At 61.9% G+C, this 26,074-nt stretch carries 26 protein-coding genes; 15 read left to right on the plus strand and 11 right to left on the minus strand.

Annotated elements, in window-relative coordinates:
• Positions 1-56 precede the first annotated feature (56 nt).
• Together ACVJGD_RS16255 and ACVJGD_RS16260 are read right to left on the minus strand one after the other, a co-directional pair.
• Positions 57-434: a hypothetical protein gene (locus ACVJGD_RS16255; RefSeq protein WP_456635284.1), complete on the minus strand. Its 378-nt coding sequence runs from the start codon at positions 432-434 to the stop codon at positions 57-59.
• Between the two features lie 50 nt (positions 435-484).
• A complete protein-coding gene (locus ACVJGD_RS16260; protein ID WP_456635285.1) occupies positions 485-1,411 on the minus strand; it encodes a LysR substrate-binding domain-containing protein in 927 nt (308 codons plus the stop codon).
• Between the two features lie 107 nt (positions 1,412-1,518).
• On the opposite strand from ACVJGD_RS16260, the gene ACVJGD_RS16265 reads away from it, so the two are divergent.
• The 14 genes from ACVJGD_RS16265 to ACVJGD_RS16330 all read left to right on the plus strand — a co-directional run bounded on the left by ACVJGD_RS16265 (position 1,519) and on the right by ACVJGD_RS16330 (position 15,392).
• Complete coding sequence (locus tag ACVJGD_RS16265) at positions 1,519-1,842, plus strand: Dabb family protein (RefSeq protein ID WP_456635286.1); 324 nt, start codon at positions 1,519-1,521, stop codon at positions 1,840-1,842.
• Positions 1,843-2,037: 195 nt separating this feature from the next.
• Positions 2,038-3,411 (plus strand): amidohydrolase family protein, encoded by a 1,374-nt coding sequence (locus ACVJGD_RS16270; protein ID WP_456640269.1) that lies wholly within the window; start codon positions 2,038-2,040, stop codon positions 3,409-3,411.
• 20 nt (positions 3,412-3,431) lie between these two features.
• Positions 3,432-4,331, plus strand: a complete 900-nt coding sequence (locus ACVJGD_RS16275) for an NAD(P)-dependent oxidoreductase (protein WP_456635287.1) — start codon at positions 3,432-3,434, stop codon at positions 4,329-4,331.
• 15 nt (positions 4,332-4,346) lie between these two features.
• The gene (locus ACVJGD_RS16280) at positions 4,347-5,231 is read left to right on the plus strand and encodes an intradiol ring-cleavage dioxygenase (RefSeq protein ID WP_456640270.1); all 885 of its coding nucleotides are present in this window, start codon (positions 4,347-4,349) and stop codon (positions 5,229-5,231) included.
• 66 nt (positions 5,232-5,297) lie between these two features.
• A complete protein-coding gene (locus tag ACVJGD_RS16285) occupies positions 5,298-6,692 on the plus strand; it encodes an FAD-linked oxidase C-terminal domain-containing protein (protein ID WP_456635288.1) in 1,395 nt (464 codons plus the stop codon).
• Positions 6,689-8,227, plus strand: coding sequence for a sugar ABC transporter ATP-binding protein (locus ACVJGD_RS16290; protein WP_456635289.1), 1,539 nt, complete (start codon positions 6,689-6,691; stop codon positions 8,225-8,227). The genes ACVJGD_RS16285 and ACVJGD_RS16290 overlap by 4 nt, the downstream gene beginning before the upstream one ends.
• Positions 8,220-9,170, plus strand: coding sequence for an ABC transporter permease (locus ACVJGD_RS16295; protein WP_456635290.1), 951 nt, complete (start codon positions 8,220-8,222; stop codon positions 9,168-9,170). The genes ACVJGD_RS16290 and ACVJGD_RS16295 overlap by 8 nt, the downstream gene beginning before the upstream one ends.
• On the plus strand, positions 9,167-10,144 hold the full coding sequence (locus ACVJGD_RS16300; RefSeq protein ID WP_456635291.1) for an ABC transporter permease: 978 nt from the start codon (positions 9,167-9,169) through the stop codon (positions 10,142-10,144). The genes ACVJGD_RS16295 and ACVJGD_RS16300 overlap by 4 nt, the downstream gene beginning before the upstream one ends.
• A gap of 48 nt (positions 10,145-10,192) precedes the next feature.
• On the plus strand, positions 10,193-11,170 hold the full coding sequence (locus ACVJGD_RS16305; RefSeq protein WP_456635292.1) for a sugar ABC transporter substrate-binding protein: 978 nt from the start codon (positions 10,193-10,195) through the stop codon (positions 11,168-11,170).
• Between the two features lie 71 nt (positions 11,171-11,241).
• Positions 11,242-11,529 carry a YciI family protein gene (locus ACVJGD_RS16310; RefSeq protein WP_456640271.1) on the plus strand — a complete coding sequence of 96 codons (288 nt, stop codon included), beginning with the start codon at positions 11,242-11,244 and terminating at the stop codon, positions 11,527-11,529.
• Positions 11,530-11,798: 269 nt separating this feature from the next.
• Entirely contained in the window at positions 11,799-11,936 is a 138-nt protein-coding gene (locus ACVJGD_RS16315) for a hypothetical protein (RefSeq protein ID WP_456635293.1), read from the plus strand.
• Positions 11,937-12,124: 188 nt separating this feature from the next.
• Positions 12,125-13,261, plus strand: coding sequence for a TRAP transporter substrate-binding protein (locus ACVJGD_RS16320; RefSeq protein ID WP_456635294.1), 1,137 nt, complete (start codon positions 12,125-12,127; stop codon positions 13,259-13,261).
• A gap of 137 nt (positions 13,262-13,398) precedes the next feature.
• Positions 13,399-13,989 carry a TRAP transporter small permease subunit gene (locus ACVJGD_RS16325; protein WP_456635295.1) on the plus strand — a complete coding sequence of 197 codons (591 nt, stop codon included), beginning with the start codon at positions 13,399-13,401 and terminating at the stop codon, positions 13,987-13,989.
• Positions 13,986-15,392, plus strand: a complete 1,407-nt coding sequence (locus ACVJGD_RS16330; RefSeq protein WP_456635296.1) for a TRAP transporter large permease — start codon at positions 13,986-13,988, stop codon at positions 15,390-15,392. Before ACVJGD_RS16325 ends, ACVJGD_RS16330 begins: the two co-directional genes overlap by 4 nt.
• Positions 15,393-15,724: 332 nt before the next feature.
• On the opposite strand, the gene ACVJGD_RS16335 is transcribed toward ACVJGD_RS16330, so the two are convergent.
• The 3 genes from ACVJGD_RS16335 to ACVJGD_RS16345 form a co-directional block, all read right to left on the minus strand.
• Positions 15,725-17,404 carry a methyl-accepting chemotaxis protein gene (locus tag ACVJGD_RS16335; protein ID WP_456635297.1) on the minus strand — a complete coding sequence of 560 codons (1,680 nt, stop codon included), beginning with the start codon at positions 17,402-17,404 and terminating at the stop codon, positions 15,725-15,727.
• Between the two features lie 214 nt (positions 17,405-17,618).
• Positions 17,619-18,593, minus strand: a complete 975-nt coding sequence (locus ACVJGD_RS16340; RefSeq protein WP_456635298.1) for a Bug family tripartite tricarboxylate transporter substrate binding protein — start codon at positions 18,591-18,593, stop codon at positions 17,619-17,621.
• A 198-nt stretch (positions 18,594-18,791) separates the two neighbouring features.
• Positions 18,792-19,457 (minus strand): ABC transporter ATP-binding protein, encoded by a 666-nt coding sequence (locus tag ACVJGD_RS16345; RefSeq protein ID WP_456635299.1) that lies wholly within the window; start codon positions 19,455-19,457, stop codon positions 18,792-18,794.
• On the opposite strand from ACVJGD_RS16345, the gene ACVJGD_RS16350 reads away from it, so the two are divergent.
• Positions 19,378-19,545 (plus strand): hypothetical protein, encoded by a 168-nt coding sequence (locus ACVJGD_RS16350; protein WP_456640594.1) that lies wholly within the window; start codon positions 19,378-19,380, stop codon positions 19,543-19,545. The two genes, ACVJGD_RS16345 and ACVJGD_RS16350, sit on opposite strands and share 80 nt — an antisense overlap.
• A gap of 11 nt (positions 19,546-19,556) precedes the next feature.
• On the opposite strand, the gene ACVJGD_RS16355 is transcribed toward ACVJGD_RS16350, so the two are convergent.
• From ACVJGD_RS16355 to ACVJGD_RS16380, 6 genes are all read right to left on the minus strand, one after another.
• The gene (locus ACVJGD_RS16355) at positions 19,557-20,366 is read right to left on the minus strand and encodes an ABC transporter permease (RefSeq protein WP_456635300.1); all 810 of its coding nucleotides are present in this window, start codon (positions 20,364-20,366) and stop codon (positions 19,557-19,559) included.
• Positions 20,363-21,334: an ABC transporter substrate-binding protein gene (locus ACVJGD_RS16360; protein ID WP_456635301.1), complete on the minus strand. Its 972-nt coding sequence runs from the start codon at positions 21,332-21,334 to the stop codon at positions 20,363-20,365. Before ACVJGD_RS16360 ends, ACVJGD_RS16355 begins: the two co-directional genes overlap by 4 nt.
• Before the next feature lie 13 nt (positions 21,335-21,347).
• Positions 21,348-22,109 carry a 3-oxoadipate enol-lactonase gene (pcaD, locus tag ACVJGD_RS16365; protein ID WP_456635302.1) on the minus strand — a complete coding sequence of 254 codons (762 nt, stop codon included), beginning with the start codon at positions 22,107-22,109 and terminating at the stop codon, positions 21,348-21,350.
• A 63-nt stretch (positions 22,110-22,172) separates the two neighbouring features.
• On the minus strand, positions 22,173-22,637 hold the full coding sequence (locus tag ACVJGD_RS16370; RefSeq protein WP_456635303.1) for an SRPBCC family protein: 465 nt from the start codon (positions 22,635-22,637) through the stop codon (positions 22,173-22,175).
• Between the two features lie 10 nt (positions 22,638-22,647).
• On the minus strand, positions 22,648-23,625 hold the full coding sequence (locus ACVJGD_RS16375) for an amidohydrolase family protein (protein WP_456635304.1): 978 nt from the start codon (positions 23,623-23,625) through the stop codon (positions 22,648-22,650).
• Positions 23,622-26,030: a xanthine dehydrogenase family protein molybdopterin-binding subunit gene (locus ACVJGD_RS16380; protein WP_456635305.1), complete on the minus strand. Its 2,409-nt coding sequence runs from the start codon at positions 26,028-26,030 to the stop codon at positions 23,622-23,624. Before ACVJGD_RS16380 ends, ACVJGD_RS16375 begins: the two co-directional genes overlap by 4 nt.
• Positions 26,031-26,074: the final 44 nt, after the last annotated feature.

The raw sequence follows: 26,074 nt of genomic DNA on the forward strand, positions 1-26,074 counted from the left end.
CACTCGACGGCGACGGCGTGCATGTTGGAAACGACATGCGCGTCGTCGATCGCGCGCTAGGCCCACGCAAGAGCTTCGGTGACGGGAGGGTCGTCATCGTTCTGAACTCGGCCGCTCAGCCGCGACGAATTCTGAGCGCTGCCATCCCTCCTGTGCCGAACATCCGGTCGTTGCATCATCGCTCGCAGGCGACCTGGCAGTTTCAGCGCGTACGAGCCTGCCTGCTTTGCCACGAACAAGATCGTGGTGACGCGGCCCAGCACACCGAGGAGGAGCAGGACCGAAAAGACATCGATATAGGCCAGCAAATCTCCCGCCAGCGCCAATTCGGGCGGAATTGGAATTCTCTGGGCGTAAGCAACGATAACGATAACAAGCGGTATGATCGCGCAGGAAATCCGTTTGCAGTCGCGCGCCCCGCCGGCCTTGGCCATGCACGCGAGCCAGCGTCGCATTGAAATTATCGCGCGACCTCAAAAATCGGCTATTGCTTTGTTGCGTCCATCCAAATGCCGGCCTCCGAACTCTCTCGGATGTGGTTGACAAGGAAATCCGAGAACACCCTGATCTTGGCAGGCAGCCTGACGCGGTTCTGGTAGGCGATGTTCATCGTCAATAGCGGCAGCTCCCAGTCCATTAGCACCGGCACGAGCTTGCCCGCCAGAATATCGCCCTGCACGATGTAGAGCGGCTGGATCAGAATGCCGAGCCCTCCGAGCGCGGCGCCGCGGATCACCTGGCCGTCATTGCTGTCGAGCGTCGGCGCAATCCGAATGGTTTGCGCGGCGTTTCCTTTGCGTAGCCGCAACGAATACGGATCGTTGGCGAGGTTGTAGACCAGCATGTCATGGCGCGCGAGATCCGCGGGCGCCTCGGGCCGCCCGCGGCTTGCCAGATATGACGGCGCGGCCGCGAGCACCCGCCGCATCTGTCCGATGCGGCGGACGATGATGTTGGAATCCGGTTCATGCTCGCGGGTGCGGATGGCGACGTCGATGCCAGCCTCGATGAAATCGGGATAGCGGTTGGCAGCTATGATCTGCACGTTGAGGTTTGGATAGAGCGCGCGAAAGGCCGGCAGCATCGGCGACAGATAAATGATCGCAAAGGATAGCGAGCTCGTGACGCGCAGCATCCCCTTTGGCGACAGCGCGCGATCGCTCACGGCATCCTCGGCTTCGGCGAGTTCGTTCAGAAGCGTGCTGCAGCGCTGCAGAAGCTCCTGCCCGGCCTCCGTCAACCACAGCCGCCGGGTGTTGCGCTCGATCAGGCGGACCGCAAGCCGCTCCTCGAGTGCGCTGAGATGGCGGCTCGCCGCCGCGTTCGACATCCGCAGCATCTCCGCGGCTTTGGACAGGCTGCGGAGTTCGGCCGTCTTGGCGAAGACTTCGAGTTGCAGCAGGCGATCCATTTTTGCACAAAGCGGAAAAGAGACTTGCAAAATTTGGCCTTTAATTCCGTTTTCCGCAAGGCAAAATGCCTCCAAACAACAACGATAGCAGGCGAGGAAAGCAGGGAATGTCGGGCCGGATCAGGCACATCGTGATGTGGCGGCTGCGTGGGGACACCGCCGAAGACCGGGCGGCGGCGCGGCTCAAGGTCAAGACGCTTTTCGAAGGCCTGAAAGGCCGGATCGCCGGTCTCAACCACATCGAAGTCGGGCTCGATGTCAGCGACGTCGACTACGCCTGCGACGTCGTGCTGGTCTCAGAATTCGCCGACCACGCCGCGCTGAAGGCCTATGCCACGCATCCGGAACATCTGCGCGTGCGCGACGAATTGGGCGACTTGCGGATCGGCCGCTTCCAGGTCGATTATCCGATCCGAGAGGCCGGCGCATGATCGGTTCGTTCATCTTTGAGAGCCTGCCTTGCCGGGTCGTGTTCGGCTGCGGCACGGTCAGCACTGCCAAAGCCGAGATCTGGCAGTGACCAACGGTTTCTGTAATCCGCGTCCACTCGACCCCAGCGCGATCCTGGATTTGATCGCGCGCGCATGGTTGGGGCAGCGGCCCGCAACGAAGGCGGTCTGAACGACATGCGGCGCAAGCTGATCAAATCCGCAACCATCATCAGCATGGATACCGCCCTCGGCGATCTCAATGCCGGCGATGTGCTGATCGAAGGCAATCGGATCACCGACATCCGTCCCAGCATCGACCTCGGCAGCGGTGCAACCGAGACCGAAATCGTCGACGGCACCGGACGCATCGTCATCCCTGGCCTGATCAACGCCCACATGCACACCTGGCAGACGGCGCTCCGTGGCTTTGCGGCGAACTGGACGCTCTTGGAATATTTCCGCCGCATGCATGCGGGGCTGGCGACGGTGTTCCGGCCGGAGGACATCTACATCGCCACCCTTGCCGGCGCGCTGAACCAGATCAATTGTGGCACGACCACGCTGGTCGACTGGTGCCACAACAATCCGACGTCCGACCATACTGACGCTGCTGTGCGCGGATTGATCGAGAGCGGCGTTCGCGCCGCCTTCTTCCACGGCTCGCCGAAGCCCGAGCCGAAACCGGGCGAACCGCATTTCTCGGAAATTCCGCACCCGCGCCGCGAGGTTGAGCGGCTGTTGGCTGGTCCCCTCGCCGACCGCAATGGTCTGGTGACCCTTGGGCTCGCCGTTCTCGGCCCGCACTATTCAACGCTTGATGTCGCAATGCATGATTTCCGCTTGGCCGGCGAATTCAACCTGATCGCCTCGATGCACCAGGGCGGCGGTCCCGCCAAAACGCCGGGTGGATGGGAGAAGCTGATCGAAGCCGGCCTGGTCGGTGCCGGCATCAACATCGTCCACGGCAATGACTTGCCGGACGAGCTCCTGCAACGCCTCGTCGATCTCGGCGTGTCGTTCTCCGTCACACCCGAGAACGAGATGATCCAGGGCCACGGCTTCCCAATCACGGGTCGGCTGCTCAAGCGCGGTACCCGCCCCTCCATCGGCATCGATCTGGAGTCGGTGCTGCCCGGCGATCTCTTCTCCGCCGCGCGTGTCGCGCTTTCGATGCAGCGCGCGCTCGACAATGCGGAAGCGCGCAAGAGCGATGGCACGATTCCGGCCACGACCACGATTCCGGCACGTGAGGCATTGCGCTGGATCACCACTGAAGGTGCGCGCATGCTCGGGCGCGAGGATGATATCGGCTCGCTGACGCCAGGAAAGCTGGCCGATCTCGTCGTCATCAACGCGTCCGATCTCAACCTTTATCCGGTGCACGATCCCATTTCCACCGTGGTGATGCAGGCGAGCCTCGCCAATGTCGAGGCCGTCATGATCGACGGCGACTGGAAGAAACGGAACGGCCGACTGCTGGTTGACGGGTTGGACGCGAAGAGAGATCAGCTCGGGCAATCGGGACGGCGGCTGGTGCACGATATCGAATTGCAGGGACGCACCGCTTGAGCGGCTGACGGACGATAGAAATGACAGACACCTCGAATAACGTCGCTTTCATCGGAATTGGCAAGATGGGCCTGCCGATGTCGATGCTGGTCGCCAAGGCGGGATATGCCGTCACGGCCTTCGATCAGAGCCAAACCCGGCTCGCCGCCGCGCGCGAACAGGGTATTTCCACCGCAACCTCGCCGGCAAATGCTGTCAGCGGTCGGCGCGTGGTCATTACCTCCCTGCCCGATGACGTCGCTCTGCGCGCGGTCGTGCTCCGCGGCGGCCTCCTTGGCGCGATGGCGCCGGGGTCCATCCTGATCGAGACCTCCACGGTGAGCGCGGAAGCGTCCGGCGAAATCGATGCCGCCGCGCGAGCCCATGGCATAGCGTACCTGCGCGCGCCGGTGTCGGGAAACGCGAGCATCGTTCACACCGGCGCGCTGACCTGCTTTGTCTCGGGCCCGAGGGATGCGTTCGAAAGGATCAAGCCGCTGTTCGCCAGTTTCTCCCGCGCCCAGACCTATCTTGGGCCGGCCGAGGAAGCGCGCTACGCCAAGCTCGCCGTCAATCTGATGATCGCGGTGTCGGCGGCAATGATGGCCGAGAGTCTTGCGCTGGCGCGCAAAGGCGGCATCGGCTGGCATGATATTCTGCAAGTGCTCGACGACAGCGCGATCGCGTCCCCAATGGTGAAATACAAGACCGCGCCGCTCAGAAAGCGCGATTTCGATTCGACCTTCTCCTGCCGGCAGATGGCCAAGGACCTCGATCTCATCCTGGGCGCCGGCCACGCCGTCGGCGTACCGCTCCAGCTCGCGGCGCAAGTGCGCGAGACCTACGGCGCGCTGGTGGCGCACGGCGAGGGCGAGACCGACTTCATCGCAACGGTGCGCCACATCGAACGGCTGTCCAGTCTTGGCGAGCCAGAACTCTGATCAACGGAGGCAATGTTGCGTAACTTCAACGAGAACACGATCACGGATGCGGTGCTCGATCGAATCAAGGGCGCAACCGACCCGCGCATCCGTCAGATTAGCGAAGCATTGGTGCGGCATCTCCATGCCTTCGTGCGCGAGGTGCGCCCAACCCAGACGGAATGGGAATACGGCATCGATTTCCTCACCCGCACCGGCCATATGTGCGACGACAAGCGCCAGGAGTTCATCCTGCTGTCGGATACGCTTGGCGTGTCCATGCTGGTCGATGCAATCAACCATCCCGTGCCGGAAGGCGCCACCGAGACTACCGTGCTCGGGCCATTCTTCGTCCAGGCCGCGCCCGAGAAGCAGATTGGCGAGGACATTTCCGGCGGCATGGAGGGCGACCCCATGCTCGTCACCGGCTCGGTCTCGACGGTTGACGGCCGGCCGCTCGCCGGTGCCGTCGTCGATGTCTGGCATTCCGATGATGACGGCTATTACGACGTGCAGCAGCTCGACAAGACCGGCGATCTCGCGATGCGCGCGCGGTTCCACACCGACCAGAACGGCCACTTCCATTTCTGGTCGATCAAGCCGGCGCCCTACCCGATCCCGCATGACGGCCCGGTCGGCGAAATGCTGGAGGCGCAAGGGCGCCACCCATGGCGTCCGGCGCACGTGCATTTCATGATTGCCGCGCCGGGCTTCGAGCAACTGGTGACGCATGTGTTCGTGGCCGGCGACAACTATCTCGACTCGGACGTGGTGTTCGGCGTCAAGGACAGTTTGATCCGTGAATTTGTGCGCTGCCCACCAGGCCGTGCGCCAGATGGTCGCATCATGGACAGCGCGTATTTTCATCTCAACTATGATTTCGGCTTGAAGCAGGTTGCGAGCAACGCGCAAGCTGCCTAAGCCGAAGGCAAAGCGGAACGGACCGGTAAGAGTCCGCAGGCCGCCGAGGAGCAAACGGGGAGGAACATGGGACCGCGGGTCAGCGTAGCGACATTGGCGGATCGCCTTGCAGGCCTGATCGGCGCGCGCGCCAGTGTCGCGCGCAGCGTCCTTGAGCAGCATGGACAAAGCGAATCCTATTATCGCGCGCTGCCGCCGGACATCGTCGTGTTTCCCGAGACGACACAGGAAGTGGCCGAGATCGTCAAACTCTGCGCCAGCGCACGGATGCCGATCGTCCCTTTCGGCGCCGGCACCTCGCTCGAAGGCAACGCGGCTTTTGCTGCGGGAGGAGTCTGTCTCGACTTCGCGCGCATGAACAGGGTGCTGGCGGTGCATGACAGCGACCTGGACGTCGTCGTGCAGCCCGGCATCACCCGCAAGCAGCTAAATACGGAACTGCGCGGTACCGGCCTGTTCTTTCCGATCGATCCGGGGGCCGATGCCTCAATCGGCGGCATGAGTTCCACCCGCGCCTCAGGCACGATGGCGGTGCGCTACGGCACCATGAAGGACAACGTCATGGCGCTGGAAGTCGTGCTGGCGGACGGACGCGTGATCCGCACCGGCAAGCGCGCCCGCAAATCGGCCGCAGGTTACGACCTGACGCGGCTCTTCGTCGGCGCCGAAGGAACACTCGGCGTGATCACGGAGATCACGCTGAAGCTGCATCCGCTGCCGCAGGCGATGTCCGCGGCCGTCTGCAGCGTCGATACTTTGCACAATGCGGTCGACACCGCGATTGCGGTGATCCAGTCGGCCATTCCGGTGGCGCGCATCGAACTTCTCGACGACGTCATGATGCGCGGCATCAACACCTATGCAAAGCTCGGTTATCGCGAGGCGCCGACCTTGTTCTTCGAATTCCACGGTTCGGAAACGGCTGTCGCCGAGCAGGCCGAGGCCGCGCAGGCGATCGCTTCCGATCATGGCGGCCGCGGCTTCGAATGGGCCAAGGCCGCCGAAGACCGCAGCCGGCTCTGGCACGCCCGCGACAACACGCTCTACGCCGGCTTAGGCCTGCGGCCCGGCGCGCGCGCCGTAATCACGGACGTCTGTGTGCCGATCTCGCGGCTGGCGGAATGTCTGACGGAAACGCGACGGGACGCTGACGAGCATGGCTTCGTCGCGCCGATCGTCGGCCATGTCGGCGACGGCAATTTCCACATGCTGATCCTGATTGATCCCGCGAGCGAAGTGGAGATCGCCGGCGCCAGGGCACTGCAAGCGCGCATGGTCGCGCGCGCCATCGCGATGGACGGCACCTGCACCGGAGAGCACGGCATCGGCCTCGGAAAGATCGGCTATCTCACCGACGAGCTGGGCGAGGCGGTCGATGTGATGCGTTCGATCAAGGCGGCACTCGATCCGCAAGGATTGATGAATCCGGGAAAGATCTTTGCGGCGGGAGCCCGCGCATGAGCCCGGCGATGGCGACCGAGGCGCCCTCGCCCGCGGAAGCGACCTCGCCGCCGCTGCTTGAGCTGCGCGGCATCAGCAAGGAATTTCCGGGTGTCAAGGCGCTGGACGACGTGTCCTTTGCCATCCGGCCTGGCGAAGTCCACATGTTGCTTGGCGAGAACGGCGCCGGCAAGTCGAGCCTGATGAAGGTCTTGTGTGGGGCCTACTGCGCCGACACCGGCGAGTTCTACTACAAGGGCGAGAAGGTCGCGATCACCTCGACGGCGGACGCCCAAAGGCTTGGCATTGCCGTGATCTTCCAGGAGTTCTCGCTCGTTCCGCATCTCGATATTGCGCAGAACATCTTTCTCGGCCGCGAGCCGAAAGGCCGCATTCCCGGCACGATCGACCGCCGCAAGCTCCTGGCCGATGCCAAGCGCGTGCTTACCTCGATCGGCTTCGATATCGATCCCGCTGTCATCGTCGACAAGCTCGGCGTGGCGCAGCAGCAGATGGTTGAGATCGCCAAGGCGATCAGCCAGAACGCACGCATCCTCGTCATGGACGAGCCGACGGCGGCGCTGTCCGATCGCGAAACCGAATTGCTGTTCGCGCTGATCAAGCGCCTCAAGGCAGACGGCGTCGCCATCGTCTATATCTCGCATCGCATGGCAGAGGTTTTCGCGCTCGGGGACCGCATCACCGTGCTGCGCGACGGCCGCCGCATTGATGGCGTCTGTCCCGCCGATGTCAGCCCGGACCAGCTCGTCCGCATGATGGTCGGCCGTACCGTCGACATGACCTATCCGCGCCATTTTGCCGAGCGCCCGGGCGAGGTGCTGCTGCAAGTCAGGGGTCTCTCCGCGCCGAGCGGGATCTCGGATATCAACATCGAGGTACGCCGGGGCGAGATCGTTGGGCTCTGCGGGCTGGTCGGCTCGGGACGCAGCGAGGTCGCGCGCGCGATTTTCGGCGCCGACCCCACGATCTCCGGCGAGATCATCTTCGACGGTAAGACCATCTCGGGCGAACCGGATGTCGCCGCACGCCGCGGCATCGCACTGATTCCGGAGAGCCGGAAGAGCGAGGGCCTCGCGCTGTTGCGCTCGGTCAGTGACAACCTCGTGGTCTCGGCGCTCAAAAAAATGTTTCCGAGCGGCTTGTTCGATCCACGCCGCGCGCAACGTAGCGCTGACAGCCTGATCCGGCAGCTCCGGATCGTAACCCCGAGTGCGCGGCAGACCATCGGGCTGTTGTCAGGTGGCAACCAGCAGAAGGTGGTGATCGGCAAATGGCTCGCGGCAGGCGCCAAGCTGTTCATCTTCGATGAGCCGACACGGGGCATCGATATCGGCGCGAAATCAGAGATATTCGCACTGATCGACCGACTGGTCGCGGAAGGCGCTGCGGCACTGATGATCTCGTCCGAGCAGATCGAGATCTGCCACGTCTGCGACCGCGCCTATGTCATGCGCGAGGGCCGCATCGCCGGGCATCTCGCGCGTAGCGAGCTCACGGAGGAGAACATCGTGCGACTTGGGATGCATCATGCGTGAGGCCGCCGTCGTCTCGACACCCAATCCGCTCCGGCGCATCCCGGGAGTCGCGATCGTATTGGTGCTCCTGATCGCGACCTTCGGCACGATCGCGCCGGGATTTCTGTCGGCCGCCAATCTCTCCAACGTGCTGGTGCAGTCGACGATCCTGACCATGCTCGCGCTGCCGATGACGCTGATCATCATGACTGAGGGGCTGGATCTTTCGATGGGTGCGGTGTTGACGCTGACCTCGCTCTGCGTCGCCCTCGTGTCAGTCGCCACCAACTCGATGCTGCTGGGCCTCGGCGCTGCAGTGCTGGTCGGGGCTGCGTTCGGGACCGTCAATGGCCGGCTCGTCGCGATCCTCGGCATTCCGCCGTTCGTCGCGACCTTGGGCACGCTCGGCATGGCGCAAGGCCTGTCGCTGATCGTCAGTGACGGCCAGAGCGTGGTCGGCATCCCTCACAGCGTGCGGGACATCTATTCGGCGACGTTCCTCGGCGTGCCCGTGCCGATCGTGATGGCACTTGTGAGCTACGCTGTCTTTCACACCCTGCTCTATCACACCCGCTTCGGCACCTACATCTTTGCGCTGGGCGGCAACCGCGACGCCTTGAAATATGCGGGGCTCTCGCCCAACCGGCTCTTGATCGCGGTCTACGTGCTCGGCGGCACCATGGCGGGCATCGCAGGGCTCCTGATGACCGCGCGGATGAATTCGGGGCATCCAACCGCGGGGCTCGGTCTGGAATTCGACGCGATCGGAGCGGTCGCCGTCGGCGGCACCTCCTTCGAGCGCGGCAATGGCTGGCTGCTCGGCACCGTACTCGGCGTGCTTGCCGTCGGTGTGCTGCGCAACGGTCTAAATCTGATGGCGCTGCCGTCCTCGGTGCAGGTCGCAAGCGTCGGCGTCCTCGTCATCGTGGCCCTGTTTCTCGATGGCATTCGGAGCCGGTCATGACCGACATCAGCAAGCCGGCTCTCTCGCCTGCCCGCTCCTTCATGTCGCAGGATGCGATCCAGCTATTCTATCGCCTGCTCGCGGCGCTCGTGATCTGCACCGCTCTCGCCTTCCTGAGCGAATCTTTCCTGAGCCTCGGCAACATCCTCAACGTGCTGCGGCAGGCGAGCCTGACCTTCTTCATCGCTTCAGGCCTGACGCTCGTCGTCCTCACCGCTGGCCTCGACCTCTCGGTCGGCGCCAATGTCGCGCTGTCCGCCTGTCTTGCCGGCACCGTGATCCATCAGACCGGCTCGCCGCTGCTCGGCGTTCTCACCGGCCTCCTGGCCGGCGGGACGGTTGGGCTCCTCAACGGCATCATGGTCACCGCGTTGCGCATCCCTTCCTTCATCGCGACCTACGGGATGCTCTGGGTGCTGAACGGCCTCACATATTGGTACATGGCGGGTGAAACCATCCATGGCTTCCCTTCAGGCTTCCGCCAGATCGGCAGCGGATATCTGTTTGGTCTGCCGATCCCGGTTTACCTGTTGCTGATCTTCCTCGCGATCGGGACGCTATTCGCGCAGCGCACCATCTGGGGCCAGGAGATCTATGCGATTGGCGCCAATCCGGTGGCGGCGCGACTCTCCGGCATTCCCGTCGCGCGACGGCTGCTGCTCGTCTACGCCGTCTCCGGCACAATGGCAGGATTGGCCTCCATCATCTTCTTGTCGCGGCTCAACTCGGCGGAAGCCGATATCGGCGAGAGCCTGACACTGCCGGCGATCGCCGCCGTCCTGATTGGCGGCACATCGCTGTTCGGCGGCGTCGGCACCGTGTTCGGCACCTTCGTTGGTGCGCTGATCCTGACGCTCGTGCTGAATGGCATGAACCTCATGTCGGTCAGTGCCAACTGGCAGCCGCTTGTCACCGGAATCATCGTCGTTCTCGCGGTCTGGCTCGACATGAAGACGCGCCGCCGCACGCAATGAGATCTTCAAAGACAATCGAACAGAGCAAAATGAGGGAGAGAAAACCATATGAGACAACAACACAAACTGACCATCTTTGCGCTGCCGGTCCTGATGGCCGCATTCACCACGCAGGCTTGCGCCGACGGCGAGACGATCGCCGTCTTCACCAAGAACCAGACCAACCCCTACTTCCAGACCGTGCGGGTTGGCGCCGACGCCATGGCGAAATCGCTGAACGCGAGGACGCTCCACTATATCCCGACCAAGCCGGACTCTATTCCCGAACAGCTCAGCCAGATCGAGGACGTGGTGGTGAAGAAGCCGAGCTCCATCGTCTTCATCCCCGTCGACTACAAGGCGATGGTTCCCGGTGTGGAGAAAATCAATCAGGCCAAAATCCCCGTCGTCAACATCACCGACCGCTCGGCCGGCGGCAAGTTCGTCTCGTTTGTCGGCGCTGACGATTACAGTCTCGGGCTCGAGACCGCGCGCTATCTATTGAAGACGCTGGGCGGCAAGGGCAACATCGTCATTATCGAAGGCGTCAAGGGATCGCTGACCAATGTCGACCGCGTCAGGGGTTTTAACGATGCGCTGAAGGAGAATTCGGGCGCAAAGCTGCTGGCCTCGCAGCCCGGCAATTATCAGCGTCTGCAGGCGCTGCAGGTGATGGAAAACCTGATGCAATCCAATTCGCAGATCGACGGCGTGCTTGCCGCCAATGACGCGATGGCGGTCGGCGCGATCGAGGCGCTCGATGGCGCCAATCGCAAGGCGCAGGTGATCGGCATCAACGGCACGAAGGAAGCGATCGATGCCATCAAATCCGGCAAGCTGCTTGCAAGCGGCGACTATAACGGCTTCGCGCAGGGCTGCCTTGGCATGATGATGGCGATCCGCTCGCTACGCGACCAACCTGTTATCAACGAGATCGTGCTGAAGCCGACCGTCATCACCAAGGACAATTATCAACCCTTCGACGTGCCGCTGGAACAGCGGGCCTGCCCAACCTGGGAGGAAGCTGGTAAGCTCGGAGGGAAATAGATCTCCCTCTTCTCTCGAACACAGAGATGGCTGCTGCAGCCGTCTCCGTGTTGCAATTTCCGGAGACCGGGATGCTGTTTGTGATCCACGCCCTCGACCGTGCCGATGCGCTTCCAACCCGGCTTGCCAACTACGATGCACACAAGGCGTACCTCGCGGACACCTCGCGCTTCGGCGTCAAGATCGTGATGTCCGGACCGCTGGTCGCCGACGACGGCCAGACCATGATCGGAAGCCTGTTCCTCGTCGAGGCGCCAAGCCGGGCTGAGGTCGACGCCTTCAACCGCGCGGACCCATTTGCCGCCGCAGGCATTTGGGAGCGCGTTTCGGTCACAGGATTCATACGTCGCCAAGGTTGAGACAACGGACTGCAGGTCATAGCCAACGAGCGCCAGAGTGGACTCAGCTTGATTCGTTAACAATGGCGACAGCTCTGGTCCAGCCGGCCGAACCGCGATGGACCTTCACCGGAAAGCGGACGATCCGGCCGAGATCTTTCCGGTTCGCCTCAGTGCGCGCGGCGTGGGACTTGCGCAGGCTGCCAATGGCGTCGGCAAGATTACTGGCCCGCTTTGCCTGGCGCTAATCGCCGGCGCTTCCTCCCGGCATCAGCCGCTATCTGCCGGTCGTGATCGACGCCAAGGGAGCGCCCGACAAAGCGGCCTATATCGGGCATCAACTGGAAACCCAGCAGCGCGAGGTCGCGAGGCCCTGGGTGCCGGAGCTGCGTATCTCGGCGCATGTGCGAGAAATCCTCGGTTGCTGAGCTTTTGATAGCCTCTGATGGCAATGCCATCCCGGGGCGGGTAAGGCGCCAGCCGAGCGAGGCGTGCCAAAATGCCCTAAGACGGGCGGAGCGATTGATTTGACGCGCAAACGCTTCTCACCTACCCTGCCGGGACTAAAACTGCGCCAATAAGAAAAGCAAAAGGCGCCTTTGGGAGGAGACGGGAAATGCGCAAACGCATAACGATCCTGTTCGCCTTCGTGGTGGCAGGTCTTTTCGTGGCTTCGCCGGCCCCAGTGCTGTCCCAGGCCGCTCCGACGCCCTTGCTTCTGAAGGGACAGTCCTCACACCCCGCTGCAGCTAACTTCCACCAGATATTCAAGCTCTGGGCCGAAGAGGTCGAGAAGATGTCGGGTGGCCGGCTGAAGATCGAGGCCATGCCGGGAGGAGCAATCGTCCCACCGTTCGAAGTTTTCGACGCGACTTCGAAGGGCGTGCTGGACGTCGGCATGGCGCCCTTCGGGTACATCCAGGGCAGAAACACGGCGACAATTCCCATGTCGCACGGCCCACTGTTCGGCATGGACGGACAAGATTACTACGCCTGGTACTACGATGGCGGTGGCACCAAGCTGCTCGACGAATTCTATCGCGACGTGCTCAAGCTGAACGTCGTCGGCTTCCCCATCCCGACCGACTACCCGCAAGGGCTTGGCTGGTTCAAGAAGCCGATCAATAGCCTGGCCGATCTCAAGGGATTGAAGTACCGCATCTACGGCATCGGCGCCGAGACCTATGGACGGCTTGGCGTCGCGGTCGTGACAATACCCGGGCAGGAAATCGTGCCGGCGATGGAGCGTGGCGTGATCGAGGGCGCGGAATGGATCAACTGCCTGGAGGACAAGAAGCTCGGTCTGCACAAGGTTGCCAAACACTACTACACGCCGGGCATGCATGAGCCGGTGACCGGCGGGCAGCTCATGATCAATTCGGACGTCTGGAAGAAGCTTACGCCCGACCTGCAGGAGATCGTCAAGGTGGCGTCCGTGTACGCCACGAACATGCGCAATTTCGCATTCAACCGCGAAACTGCCGACGCCTGCCAGGAGCTGCTGAAGGAAGGAGTTCAGATCCATCGCACGCCGGACGAGGTTCTGAAGAACTTCCTGGACGAGTGGGAAAAGATCCAGGCCGAGTACGCCGCGAAAAATCCCTTCTATCAAAAGGTAATCGACAGTCAGAAGAAGTACGCGGAGACCGTGGTGCCCTTCCGCCTGTCGTGGTGGCCGCCGTACGACTTTGCGGGACTCTACTATTGGAAGGACAAGATCTACCGCAAGGCGGCGGATGCGACTGCGAAGTAAGGAGCTGGCACGCGCGTCTCACGACCCATGCTGCGGCAGGACGCCGGATTTTCCGGCGCCCGCCGTGCACAGGTACCTCCTCCTGAGGGGTGCGAGCACGCTGGGCTTCGCATGGAACTGGCAGGGAGAGAGCATCGATGCCGGCAGACACCGCGAGGTCGCGCGCTGACGGCGCAAGCGGCGATTTCCCGCGGGCGTTCTACGCGGTCATTCGCGCGATCGATCAATTCTCGGACATCACTGGAAAGCTGATCGCCCTCACAATGCTCTTCCTCGTGGCGTCGATCACGTACGAGGTTGTCGCGCGCTACTTCTTTCACTCGCCCACGATCTGGGTCTACGAGGCAAGCTACATGGTGAACGGCGCGGCGTTCATGCTGGGCTGCGCCTATGCGCTGCTCAAGGGCGCGCATGTTCGAACCGATATCTTCTGGGACAATTATTCCGAACGTACTAAAGGCATCATCGATCTCGCCTCGTACCTGATCCTGTTTTTCCCGACGATGATCACAATGATGATGATCAGCGTCGACGATGCCTGGAATTCATACATGCTCGGCGAACGCTCGCAGGAGAGCATCTGGCGGGCGATCATGTGGCCGTTCCGCGCCTCCATCCCGCTCTCGGCGCTGCTCTTCATGATTCAGGGTGTCTCCGAAGCGCTCAAGTGCTGGTACCAGATCCGTTTCGGGCGCGAGTTTCAGCATCGGGAGAAACTCGAAGTATGACCGGCCTCGAACTCCTCGGCATGCTGATGTTGCTGGTGATGCTGGCAGCGATCTTCATCGGCCTGCCGATCAGCTTCACCCTGCTCTTCCTCGCGTTGATCTTCGGTTACTTTGGTCTCGGCGTACGCGTCTTCAATCTCGCATATCTGCAAACCATCGGTCTGATGAAGCAGGACGAGTTCGTTGCGGTCCCGATGTTCATCCTGATGGGATATGTGTGCGACCAGGCGGGCCTCATGGAACGGCTGTTCAGAGCGTTCCGCGATCTGTTCGCACCGGTCCACGGCGCACTCTATGTGGTGGTGATCGTGACCGCGACCCTGTTTGGCATCGCCGCAGGTACGGTCGGAGCGACGGTTGCGCTGCTCGGCATCATGGCCGGCCCGATGATGATCAGGGCCGGCTACGACGTGCGCATGTCGGCTGGCGCCATCGCGGCCGGTGGCACGCTTGGCATCCTCATCCCGCCATCCGTGATGCTTGTGGTGATGGCGCCGGTGCTCGATATCTCGATCATCGATCTGTACGCGGCCGCATTCGGCCCCGGCTTTCTGCTGTCGGGCATGTACATCGCCTACACGCTGGTGCGCAGCTACTGGAATCCGAAGCTTGGTCCGCCCGTACCGAAGGAGGAGCGGCCCGAATCCATGAAAACCGTGCTGTGGGAGTGCCTTGTTGGCCTCGTCCCCGTCACGGTTCTCACCATCATGACCTTGGGTGTGATCCTCATCGGGCTGACCACGGCCGCCGAAGCCGCCGCGCTTGGCGCGCTCGGCGCCATCCTTCTCGTCATCGCCTACGGCCACTTCACCTGGCGCGGTTTGTTAAACGCCTGCTACAACACGCTCGCGACCACCAGCATGGTGTTATTCCTCGCGGTCGCCTCCAATGTTTTCGGCGCCGTGTTCGCCTGGCTAGGCACCGCCAACTGGATCACCAACATGCTGCTTGCAGCGCCGTTACCCGCCTGGGGAACGATGACACTGCTACTGACGGTCATATTCCTGCTCGGCTGGCCTTTCGAATGGCCGGCGATCGTGCTCATCTTCCTGCCGTTGCTCGTTCCCGTCGCCAAGGGGTTGGGTTACGACATGGTGTGGTTCGGCTGCATCGTGGCAGTGGTGTTGCAGACCGCATTCCTTTCGCCGCCGGTGGCAATGTCGGCCTATTACCTCAAGCAAGTGGTCAAGGAGTGGAATCTGAAACTCATTTACCGCGGGATGGCGGATTTCATGGTGATCCAGTGCATATGCGTGCTGCTGGTCCTTGCGTTTCCGTCAATCGCCATGTGGTTCCCGAACTGGCTCGACGCGCGCCGCAAAGCGGAGCAGTCCATTCAGCTCAAGCATCCTCTGCCAGCCAATGCCCTGTTGGAGGAGGGGAGAATCAAGATTCTGCGCTGACGCGGGTCGGCTCCGCCCGACGGCACCACCTGGGTGAACTATCCTGGTCTATAGAAAGTCCGCGCGTAGCGCGCCATTTTCGCACCAGAAACATCTCCAAAACACAACGAACACGCTCGATCTCCGCTAAGACCAAATTAAGACAACAGAGTCGGCCTATATCCTCCCGCTCATAACGGTCTGGTTGCAGGTTCGAGTCCTGGCGGCCCACAAGTAAATCAATTCCTTGTCCGCCGGCCGCATTGGATGCGCTGCTACCGACCAAAACGCTTGACCGCCGAAGTCTCGGGCCGAGTTCATGCGTAAGCAACGAGCCCTCGACGAGGAGACCGCTATGCCGCTCGCACGGAGCCCAGGAATTTGCTGACCTCGAGCTTCAGGCGGCTGCTTTCGGCCGATAGCGACTGCGCGGCGGACAGAACCTGCGTGGATGCAGATCGCGTCTCGATGGCCCCGCGCTGCACGTCGGAAATATTCTCGGACACTTGCATCGTCCCCTGAGCCGCCTGCTGCACGTTGCGGGAGATCTCCTGCGTCGCAGCGCCCTGTTCCTCTACGGCCGATGCGATGGTCGAGGAAATCTCCGACATCCGCCCGATGGTGCCGCTGATCTCACGGATCGCACCGACCGACTCCTGGGTGGCCGCCTGGATCCCCGAGATCTGCAGGCTGATCTCGCCGGTCGCCTTCGCCGTCTGCTCCGCCAGGGTCTTCACTTCGGAGGCCACGACCGCGAAACCGCGGCCCGCTTCGCCCGCTCGCGCGGCCTCGATGGTCGCGTTCAGAGCCAGCAGGTTGGTCTGGCCGGCAATAGTGTTGATGAGATCAACGACATCTCCGATACGCGTCGCGGCCTGGGCCAATCCCTCGATGCGGTCGTTCGTCCTACCCGCCTGCTCCACCGCCTGGCCGGCGATGTTGGCGGACTCCTGCACCTGGCGGCTGATTTCGTTCACGGAAGACGACATCTCCTCGGCGGCCGATGCCACCGACTGAACATTGGTGGCGGCTTCGTTCGAAGCCGTCGCTACCAGCGACGTGAGTTCCTGCGAACGCCTGGCTGAGCCGGTCAGCGTGCCAGCGGACGCTTCGAGCTCGACGGAGGCGCTGGAAACGGCCTCGACGATCTGGCCAATCAGGGCTTCGAAGTCGCGGGTGATTGCGTTGATGCGCTCTCCGCGCACAATCTTGTCTTTGGCGTCGACAGCGGCAGCTTCGTCCGCTGCCTTCTTTGCAATCAACGCTTCCTTGAAGACCTGCAGGCTTCTCGCCATGTTGCCGATTTCGGTGTTCTCTTCCTGATGGGGTATCGCGGCGGTCAGATCTCCGGTGCCCAACGCCTGCATCGGGGCTTCGATCGACTTGATCCCAGTGGAGACATCGTGCACGAGGAGGATGGCGGCACACACACCGAGGATCATTGTCAGCGCAAGGGAAGCTAGCACGATCTTCATCGCTGTGGCGTAGCTCGCTGCTGCATTTACGGCGGCGGCGTCGGCACCCTTGTTGTTCAGGTCGATGTCCTTCTGAAGGATCTCGTCGGACTTCACGCCGACCAGCGATGCTTTGGCATGCAGCGATCGTGCCTCCGCATCCTCATTCTTGCGAGACAGCACCAGCACTTGCTGGACGCCGTTGAGATACTCTTCCCACGCAGCCTTCGATTCATTGTAGATGGCGCGCTCTTCGGGCGAAGTGATCATCCGCTCGTAGCGCTTCTGAACCTCCCCAAGGATGGCGATCCACTTCGCCAACAATGCCTCCTGCGCCTGCTTGCCGGACTCGTTGGTCGCCAAGAGATGCGTACGGACGATTGCGCGATAGGTGATCGTGGCCGCGCGGATCTCGCCGAGGGCGCGAATGCTCGGCAGCCAGCCGTTGGCGATTTCAACGGTCGATCCGTTGATGTCGCTCATCTGTTTCAGCGCGAGCCCGCCTATCGCCGACATTGCTGCCAGCAGAAACAGAACGACGACGGTGATCTTGGTGCGGATCGAGTAGCGGGCGAGCATCTGGAAGGTCCTTTTCGGAGAGTCTGTCGCCGGGATGGCCAGAGCGACATACCGAAAGGATCCTAGCGGCACTTGGTTAAGTTCCGCTCAAGATACGCCTCCTCCCAAACAACTCAGGCCAGTTTTTTTCGGTGATACATTTAGACATTGTATCACACCGGCCGCTGCCCCTGAGCGAAATCGGACGAGCAGGACAGCGAGTGACAAGCCTATGTCACTCGATGCTGATGCCGCTCGCCTTGATCGGCGCTTCCCATTTCTTGATCTCGCTTTGTACGAATTTGGCAAGGTACTCCGGTGTAACCTCATCGTCTTTCGCCATGACCAGCCCGGCAGCTTCGAGCTTCTCCCTCACGGCAGGCGTATTCATGGCTTCGACAGTCGCCCGATTCAGCTTATGCACGATAGCGGCCGGCGTGCCTTTGGGCAGGAAGAACGCGTTCCAAGTGTAGGCGTCGACATCGAAACCCTGCTCGATCGCGGTGGGTATGTTCGGCATTGCCGGAGACCGCTGCTTGGACAGAATGGCGATCGGTCTCACCGTACCGGCATCGATCTGTGCCTTGGCGGTTGTGATGATGTCGCAGAGATAATCGACGCGGCCGCTTATCAGGTCCTGCATGGCGGGATTCGCGCCCTTGTAGGGCACGTGAACGATGTCGAGACCGGTGATCATGTTGCTCAGCGCACAGCCGAGATGAATCGCCGAGCCGGTGCCGGCGGAGCCATACTGCATCTTGTCCTTGTTGGTCTTGGCGTATGCGACGAATTCCTTCATGTCCTTGACCGGAAGATCCTTGCGCGCGACCAGGACCAAGGGCGCCTCCATCACCAGCGCAACCGGTGTGAAATCGGTGAGCGCGTTGTATGCTGGTTTCTTGTAGAGAGTCTGGTTCTGAGCCTGGGTACCCACCGTGCCTTGCAGGAAGGTGTAGCCGTCGGGATCGGCCTTGGCGACACGGCCGGCCCCGTTCATGCCGCCGGCACCACCGACATTTTCGACAATGACCGGTTGGCCCAGAATTTCTCCCATGCGCTGCGCCATCAAACGCGCGACCACGTCGTTGGGACCTCCCGGCGCGAACGGATTGATCATGGTGAGAGGCCGAGCCGGCCAGTCGGTGGCCTGAGCCGTGGTGCTGATGCCAAGGCAGATAGCTGCGAACAGAGCGAAGCTACGACGCGACATATTTCCTCCCCGCTGATCTTTTCGTTGATGATGACGTAAGAGAGCCGAGCTCCGTCGAACCCGGCACAAATCGACTGCTTGCTGAGCGTCCTTGCGGCCTTGGACCGCCGTCCTCCCGGCGGCCCGTGTCGAGCCTTCACCCGTTGACAGGCAGCGGCCGATCACTCCACGAGCTGAGCTGGCACGCGGCCGGTCCGCTCACGCCGCGAGAACATGCTGGATCTGGCTTCGGATGGTCTCTTTGCTCTCCTGGGACACCGCGGGGGTGAGAGGGATATCGATCGCAATGTTGGCGGGCCGCTTGAGAACCACGATGCGATCTCCGATCTCAAGCGCCTCGTTGATCGAATGCGTGATGAAGACCGCCGTCTTTCCGTTCTCCTTCACCAGCTTGACGAACTCGGTGCGCAGTCGTCGTCCCGTCATCTCGTCGAGCGCCGAGAACGGTTCGTCGCAAAGCAGAATATTCGCGTTGGTGGCGAATGCGCGCGCGATCGAGACCCGCTGACGCATGCCGCCGGAAAGCGCGTGTGGATAGTCGTTCTCATGGCCGCGCAGGCCGAGCGTCTCCAGCCAGCGCTGTGCGATGGCGCGTCGTTCCTCAGACGTCTTTTCGAGGATCTCAAGGCCGAGCTCGACGTTCTGGATCGCTGTCCGCCAGGGCAACAGCCTATCGTTCTGAAAGACGATCGCTATGCGGCCGCGAAACGTGTCAAAATCGCGAAACGGATTGCGACCATCTACCGTGACCAGGCCCTCGGTGGGTTCGGTCAGGCCCGCGATCATGTTGAAGATCGTACTTTTTCCGCAGCCTGTCTTGCCGAGCAGGGCCAAACATCTGCCCCTGCGCGACCTGCAGATCAAGCTTGTCGACCGCCAGATAGGCGCCGGCCTCACCCGCCTTGCCGAAACTCTTCGAAACGCCATCAAGACGAATGGCCATTTCGGTTGAATCGTTCGAGGTCATAGCGAGCGCTCCGACACTGCCCGATAGCGGAATGCGATCCTTTCGATCAGCGTCAGGATCGCCTGAACGATCAGAACGAAGAAGACCAGTTGCAGCGTCCATGCCAAAGCTCCTGTCATGTCGAATACCTGCTGCTGCTGCAGGAGCTCATAGCCAACGCCACCGGTCGCGCCGACCAGCTCGGCGACCACGACCACACGTGATGCATTTCCGAGATTGACCTTCCAGGCCGTCAAAATGTCCGGCAGCACGGCCGGAATGATCATCGATCGAAACAGTTTGATGCGCGACGGCCGAAAACTCATGACCATCTCGACCAGATCCCGCGACATCGCCTGCAGCGCGCCGAGGATCTGGAACGAGAAGGCCGGCAGCGTCGTCATCACCATAATGAAGAAGATGCGCGGCTCGATCCCATGAAACCAGATGATCGCGAATACGACCCAGGACAGCGCCGGAATACCCTGAAACAGCGTCAGGATAGGCGACAGGAAATCATGCACCGCGCGCGATTGCGCCATCAGGACAGCCAGCAGTGCGCCGATGACGAACGCGCCTGCCAAACCGGCCAGAATTCGCAGCACGGTGGCGATGACGTCCGAGAACTGAGCCCAGTCGGTGACGATACCGATGCAGCGCCAGAAGACGTCGACCAGCGAGGGAAACAGGAACGGCGGAAAGAACAACGAGGCGAATTGCCAAACCGCCGCAACCGCCACGAACGGCAAGACGTAGGTGCCCGCGCGACGAAGCGCGGTCACGCCGACCCTGCCGGCGCCGGAAAGCTGATATTGGGCTGCCGTCATTGCATTGATCCCTCGTAGATCGTCGAATCCGACGGGTGCGACGGGAGGAATGAAATCGACTTGCCGGCCTCGTAGACTGCTTTGATTTCCTTCACGACCGCAGACGCCGGCGTGACATTCATGCCCAGCCGGTCATTCGCCCGGATCAGATCGGCGATCGCCTTGCCGGACTCCGCCGATCCCTTCCCGGCGATCAGCGTTGCCGCCTCGTCCGGATGTGCGACAACCCAATCGGCCGCCTGCTTGTAGGTCGCATAGAGCTTCGGAATTAGATCCTTGTGCTTTTCGGCCCAATCACGATGTGCGGCAACGCCGAGATACGGAATGTTGGCGCTGCCGGACATCTTCTGCCAGCTCTCCTTGATCCTGAGATCAAGCATCCGAATACTGGGCTTCTTGGAGTGCAGCGTCGTATAGGCCGGCTCCCACAACTGAACGGCTGCAGCGCGATCGGCGAGTGCATAGCCGACAAGTCCGGGCGTGGCGGTATTGATCACCGAGAACTTGCTTGTATCCGCGCCGAGCTGACGCGCGAACCAATCGAACATGACGTAGTTGGTCGTGCCCTTCGCGGCAGCAAGCTCCTTGCCCTCCAGATCCTTGATCGTCTTGATCTCGGCGCGTGATGTTACCACCGCCCCCCAATAGTCGAACAAATTAAAAAGATACGTCGCTTTGACGCCGCGCACGTCCGCAAGTCCGACGGTCAGAAGGGCCGCGCTCCCGCCAACCTGAAATTCGCCGGAATTGAATTGCGCCGTATATGCGTCCGGCGTGCGCTCCTGGAAATCGATCGATATTCCATTCTTCTCATCGAACTTCTGCGCTCTGATCACGGGAGGAAAGAACGCTCCGAGAGAAGGCGCGCCGAATACGACGATCGAGATCTTCGGCAAATCTGCCGCAGGCGACGGCGCGGCCGCCGTTAGCGCAGACAGGAATGTCAGTGCGAATGCAACCTTCTTCATCCTCTCCTCCCGGTTACTGTACCGGCCCCGTTGTTCGAGACACGAATTTCTTGACTTCCGCGGCGAAGGCACCAGCCGCCTCGACCGCGGAAATATGCGCAGCGTCGAGCGTCACCATGGTTGCATCTTTGATCCCCGCCACGATCTCTTCACCCCGCGCCGGCGGCGTCGATGGATCATGGGTGCCGCAAATGACAAGCACTGGGCAGCTGATCCGGGCGAGATGCGGCTGCATGTCGGTCGTCGCGAGTACCTCACAGCACGCCGCATACCCCGCCGGCGGCGTCGCTGCGATCATCGCGCCGAGCGTTGCCGACCTGTCCTGATGATTTTCCCGATACGCTTTCGTGAGCCATCGTTCCATGGTCGCGGCCACGAGAGGTTGCATCCCACTGGCGCGCACTTGCTCCGCCCGGTCAAGCCACATCTTGGCTGGCGGGAAGCTCGCCGCAGTGTTGGCAAGCACGAGCCCGTCGAAGCGCTCGCTGTGGGTTGTGCCGAGCCACATGCCGGTCAATCCACCAAGCGACAGACCGCAGAAAACCGCGCGCCGGATGTCTAGGGCATCCATGATCGCGAGCGCATCCCGCCCGAGCTGCTCGATGGTATAGGGCCCGACCGGCACATCCGAACGACCGTGGCCGCGCGCATCGTAACGCACGATGCGAAACTGATCGGCCGCGCCTGCGACGATCTCGTCCCACATGGTCATGTCGGCGGCGAGCGAATTGCTCAGCAGTAGCGCCGGCTTGTTAGGATCCTCGGCGGCTTCCACCGCCAGACGGATGCCCGGCTCGACTTCGACCCACGTGATTTGCTGAGTGGCGCCAACCATTTGTTATTCCGCCGCTCCGTGAACGGGCTGCTCGAACTCCTTGCGGAGCGCGGTAAAGAAGCGGCCGATGAGATGCTTGGAGACACTGGACAGGATCCGCTGGCCGACGCCGGCGACGAGCCCACCGATTTCTCCCGTCCCCCTGTAAATCAGCTTCGAGCCTTCTCCGTCAGGCTCGATCTCGAAGCGCGCGGTGCCGTTGCCGTGCCCAAGCGAACCTGCGCCTGATACCTTGATGCCGCAGACCTTCGGCGCCTCCTTGTCATGCAGGCTGATCTCTCCTTCGAACGAGCCACCGACGGCGGCGACGCGAAGCTGCATCTCAACCTTGTAGGCGTCCGGCGCTATCTCGGTCATGCTCCGGCAACCCGGTATGCACCTGGTCAGGACGATTGGATCGTTGAGCGCAATCCACAACGCATCGACCGATGCGGGGATGGTTTCCGAACCTCCGATTTCGAGCTTCATATTGCCTTCCTCATAGACCGAGCAGTTTCTGTACGAGACCGCCATTGATCGAGGAGCGCTCAGCGTCCGAGAACTGCGTGTCCTGGACGATCTTGAGCGGGGCGAGATCGCCGATCGGGAAAGGCATGTCGGAACCCATCATGATACGATCCGCGCCGACGATGTCGGCGAGGTAACGCAGCGCCCGCGTATCCTGCACGATGGTGTCGTAGTACATGGCAGCCAGCGCCGCATCGGGATCGCCGAGCTTGTCCTTGTCGAGCGAGTAGTTCCTGCGGAGCCGGCCGATCACATAGGGCAGCGCGGCGCCGCCGATGCCGGCGACGATCTTGGCCTTGCCGTAGCGAGTGACGTGGCCCGCATAGATCAGGCGCGAAATCGCGATCAACGTATCGGTGATACGGCCGACGGCGTTCGCCATTCCATAGTCATGGACGCGGTCGTCGCCACTCTCGAACACCGGGTGGATGAAGATCATCGATCCCAGTTCATTCGCGGCCTCCCAGAACGGGATCAGCGAGGGATCATCGAGTACGCCGCCCTTCCCTTTCGGCTGCGTGCCGATCATCGCGCCCTTGAAGCCCGCCGCGTGCGCCTCCCGCAGAATTTCCGCAGCGCGCGCACCGTCCTGCAGCGGCACGGTCGCCAAGGGTATGAATCGCGGCTGGTCCTTGGCCGCCTGCGCCAGGTGAGTGTTGATCAGTCGTGACCACCGCAGACCTTCTTCAGCGGGAATCTCGTAAGCGAACATGTCGAGCCATCCACCGACGACCTGACGCTCGATCTTGTTTGTATCAAGCCACTGCAGGCGCGCGGCAATATCGCTCAGCGGCTTCGACACCGGGCGCGTCGGCTTGCCGCCCGCAAACGAAAATCCCAGGCTGCCGCCATCCTCGATCACGCGAATTGACGGAAAGCTGTCCTTCTGCGCCCGGATGGCTTCGAGCAGGCTCGGAGGTACAAGGTGAGCGTGACAATCGATGATCATGCATAATCCTCTGCTTGCTTGTTCTTGACCTCAGCAATGGCATCGCTGATTGCCGCGATGCGGATCGGAAGTCGTGAGAACGATATTCCGAGCGGCGAGACCGCGTCGTTGATGGCGCCGGAAATCGCGGCCGGGGAGCCGAGATAGCCGCTTTCGCCTGATCCCTTTTGCCCGAACACGGTGAACGGCGACGGCGTGCAGTGATGCACGATCTCTACCTTTGGCACCTCGTGCGACGACGGAAGGAGATAGTCCATGAAGCTTTGAGTGAGGAGCTGACCTTCGCCGTCGTAGGAGAATTCCTCCAGCAGCGCGGCGCCGATCCCGTGCGCGATGCCGCCGAGCGTCATACCCTTGACGATGTGCGGGTTGATCACAACGCCGCAGTCATGTCCGATTACGTATTTGCGGATTTCCGGCTTCGCGATTTCCGGATCGAATGCCAGGAGAACCAGATGAAACTCGAACGAGTGACACGGATACATCTGCACCCGGCCGTTCTCCGGCAGCTTGGTGCCGGTCGGCACCTGCATGACATGGGTTGTCTCGAGTCCCGGCTGCATGCCCGCGGGCAGAGCATGGAACTGACGATGACCGATATTCACAAGCTCCGCCCACGATAGCGTTTTGTTCGACCTCGGATCCGATACGCCGCCCTGCGCATAGACGACGTCATCGGCGCTCAATCCGAGTTGATGCGCACCGATCCGCTTCAATTTGGCCTTCAGCTTTTCGGCGGCGTGGTAGCAGGCACCGCCGAGCATGATCGCCATGCGGCTTCCCACCGGGCTGTTCGACGGCAGACAGGCGAGTGAGTCCGGCCGAACGATCCGGATCAGGTCGGGATCGATCTCGAGAACCTCGCCGACGACCGTGGCTGCCAGCGTTTCGTGTCCCTGGCCGGCGGACGTCGTATGGATCGTGACCGTGACGAAGCCCAGGCCATCGACGTTGATGCGGCACGAGTCCATCCATGTCGATGTGGTGTTCTTCTCGTTGAGCAGCGGCTCGAACGACGAATTGCCGCCGCTGGGCTCCAGGCAGGCGGCGATACCGATGCCGGCCATCATGCCGGACGCCCGCAAAGCATCGCGCTCCCTTACCAGGGCTTCATAGTCCGAGTTCGCGAGCACCTTGCTGACGACGGTGTGATAGTCGCCGCTGTCGTAATGCGTGCCGCTCGGGATCAGGTATGGGAACTCGTGGCTGCGGATGAAATTACGACGCCGGATCTCGACGCGGTCGAGCCCGACCGCGGCGGCCACTTTATCGATCGCCGCCTCGATCGCGTAGTTGGTCGGAGACTGACCGAAGCCGCGGACCGCCTCCTGAGCCGCCTTGTTCGACAGCACGGCCATCGCACGATACTGCACGCTCTCGATCTTGTAGGGACCGACAATCGCACCGACCGGTTTGCCGAGCTGGAATGGCGAACGTCCCGCATAGGCGCCGACATTGTCGAGCGCCTTCATCTTCATCGATTTGACGATGCCGTCGTCATTGAATGCCACCTCGACATCGAACGTCCGCTCCGGGCCGTGCGCATCGCCGGCGCGCATGTTCTCGAGACGATCCTCGATCAGCCGCACAGGCCGATTGAGGATGCGTGAGAGGTGCGAGACCAGCACGGTCTGCTTGATGCCGCGCTTGACGCCGTAGCTGCCGCCGACGTCGACATCCTGATGCACGCGGACATTGTTGGCCGGGATACGCAGCGCGCGGGCAATCTGATCCGGATATTTCGGCATCTGGATCGACGCCCAGACCTCGAGCATCTCCTGCCATGCGTCCCATCGTGCCACCACGCCGAAGGTCTCGATTGGCACGGTCGAATTCCGTCCCCAGACAACGCGAAACGACAGGTGACGAGGGCTCTCGGCAAAATGCTTCTCGACGTCGCCCCAGACGAAGGTCTTATCCAGAAGCACGTTGGTGCCGTGCTCGGGATGCACCTTCGGGCTGGCGTCGGTCGCGGCTTCTTCACCATCGATGACGTAAGGCAGCGGCTCGTATGTGACCCGCACCTTCTCCGCAGCGTCCTCTGCCTGCGCGCGAGTCTCGGCCACCACGGCCACGACCCACTCGCCGGCATAGCGGACCTGCCCGACCGCGAGCGGAAAGCGGCGGACCTTCGGCGTGTCGAGACCATTCATCAGCGGATCGACAGCCTTGACCAGGTCGTCGCCCGTCAAGATGTGGACAACGCCCGGCATCCTCAGCGCTGCGCTGGTGTCGATCGTCAATATCTTCGCGGCAGGATGTTGTGAGGGCACGAGAGCCACATGCAACATCCCATCGAGCACGATATCGGCAACGTAGCGACCGCGCCCCGCGACGAACCTTCGGTCCTCGCGGACACGCCGATTCGATGACACGAATCTTAGGGCCACTTGCTGTTGGCTCACGGACGACCTCCATGCGGCGTATCGGCCTCGGCAGCCTTCAGAAC

The organism is Bradyrhizobium sp. USDA 10063, assembly GCF_054063735.1.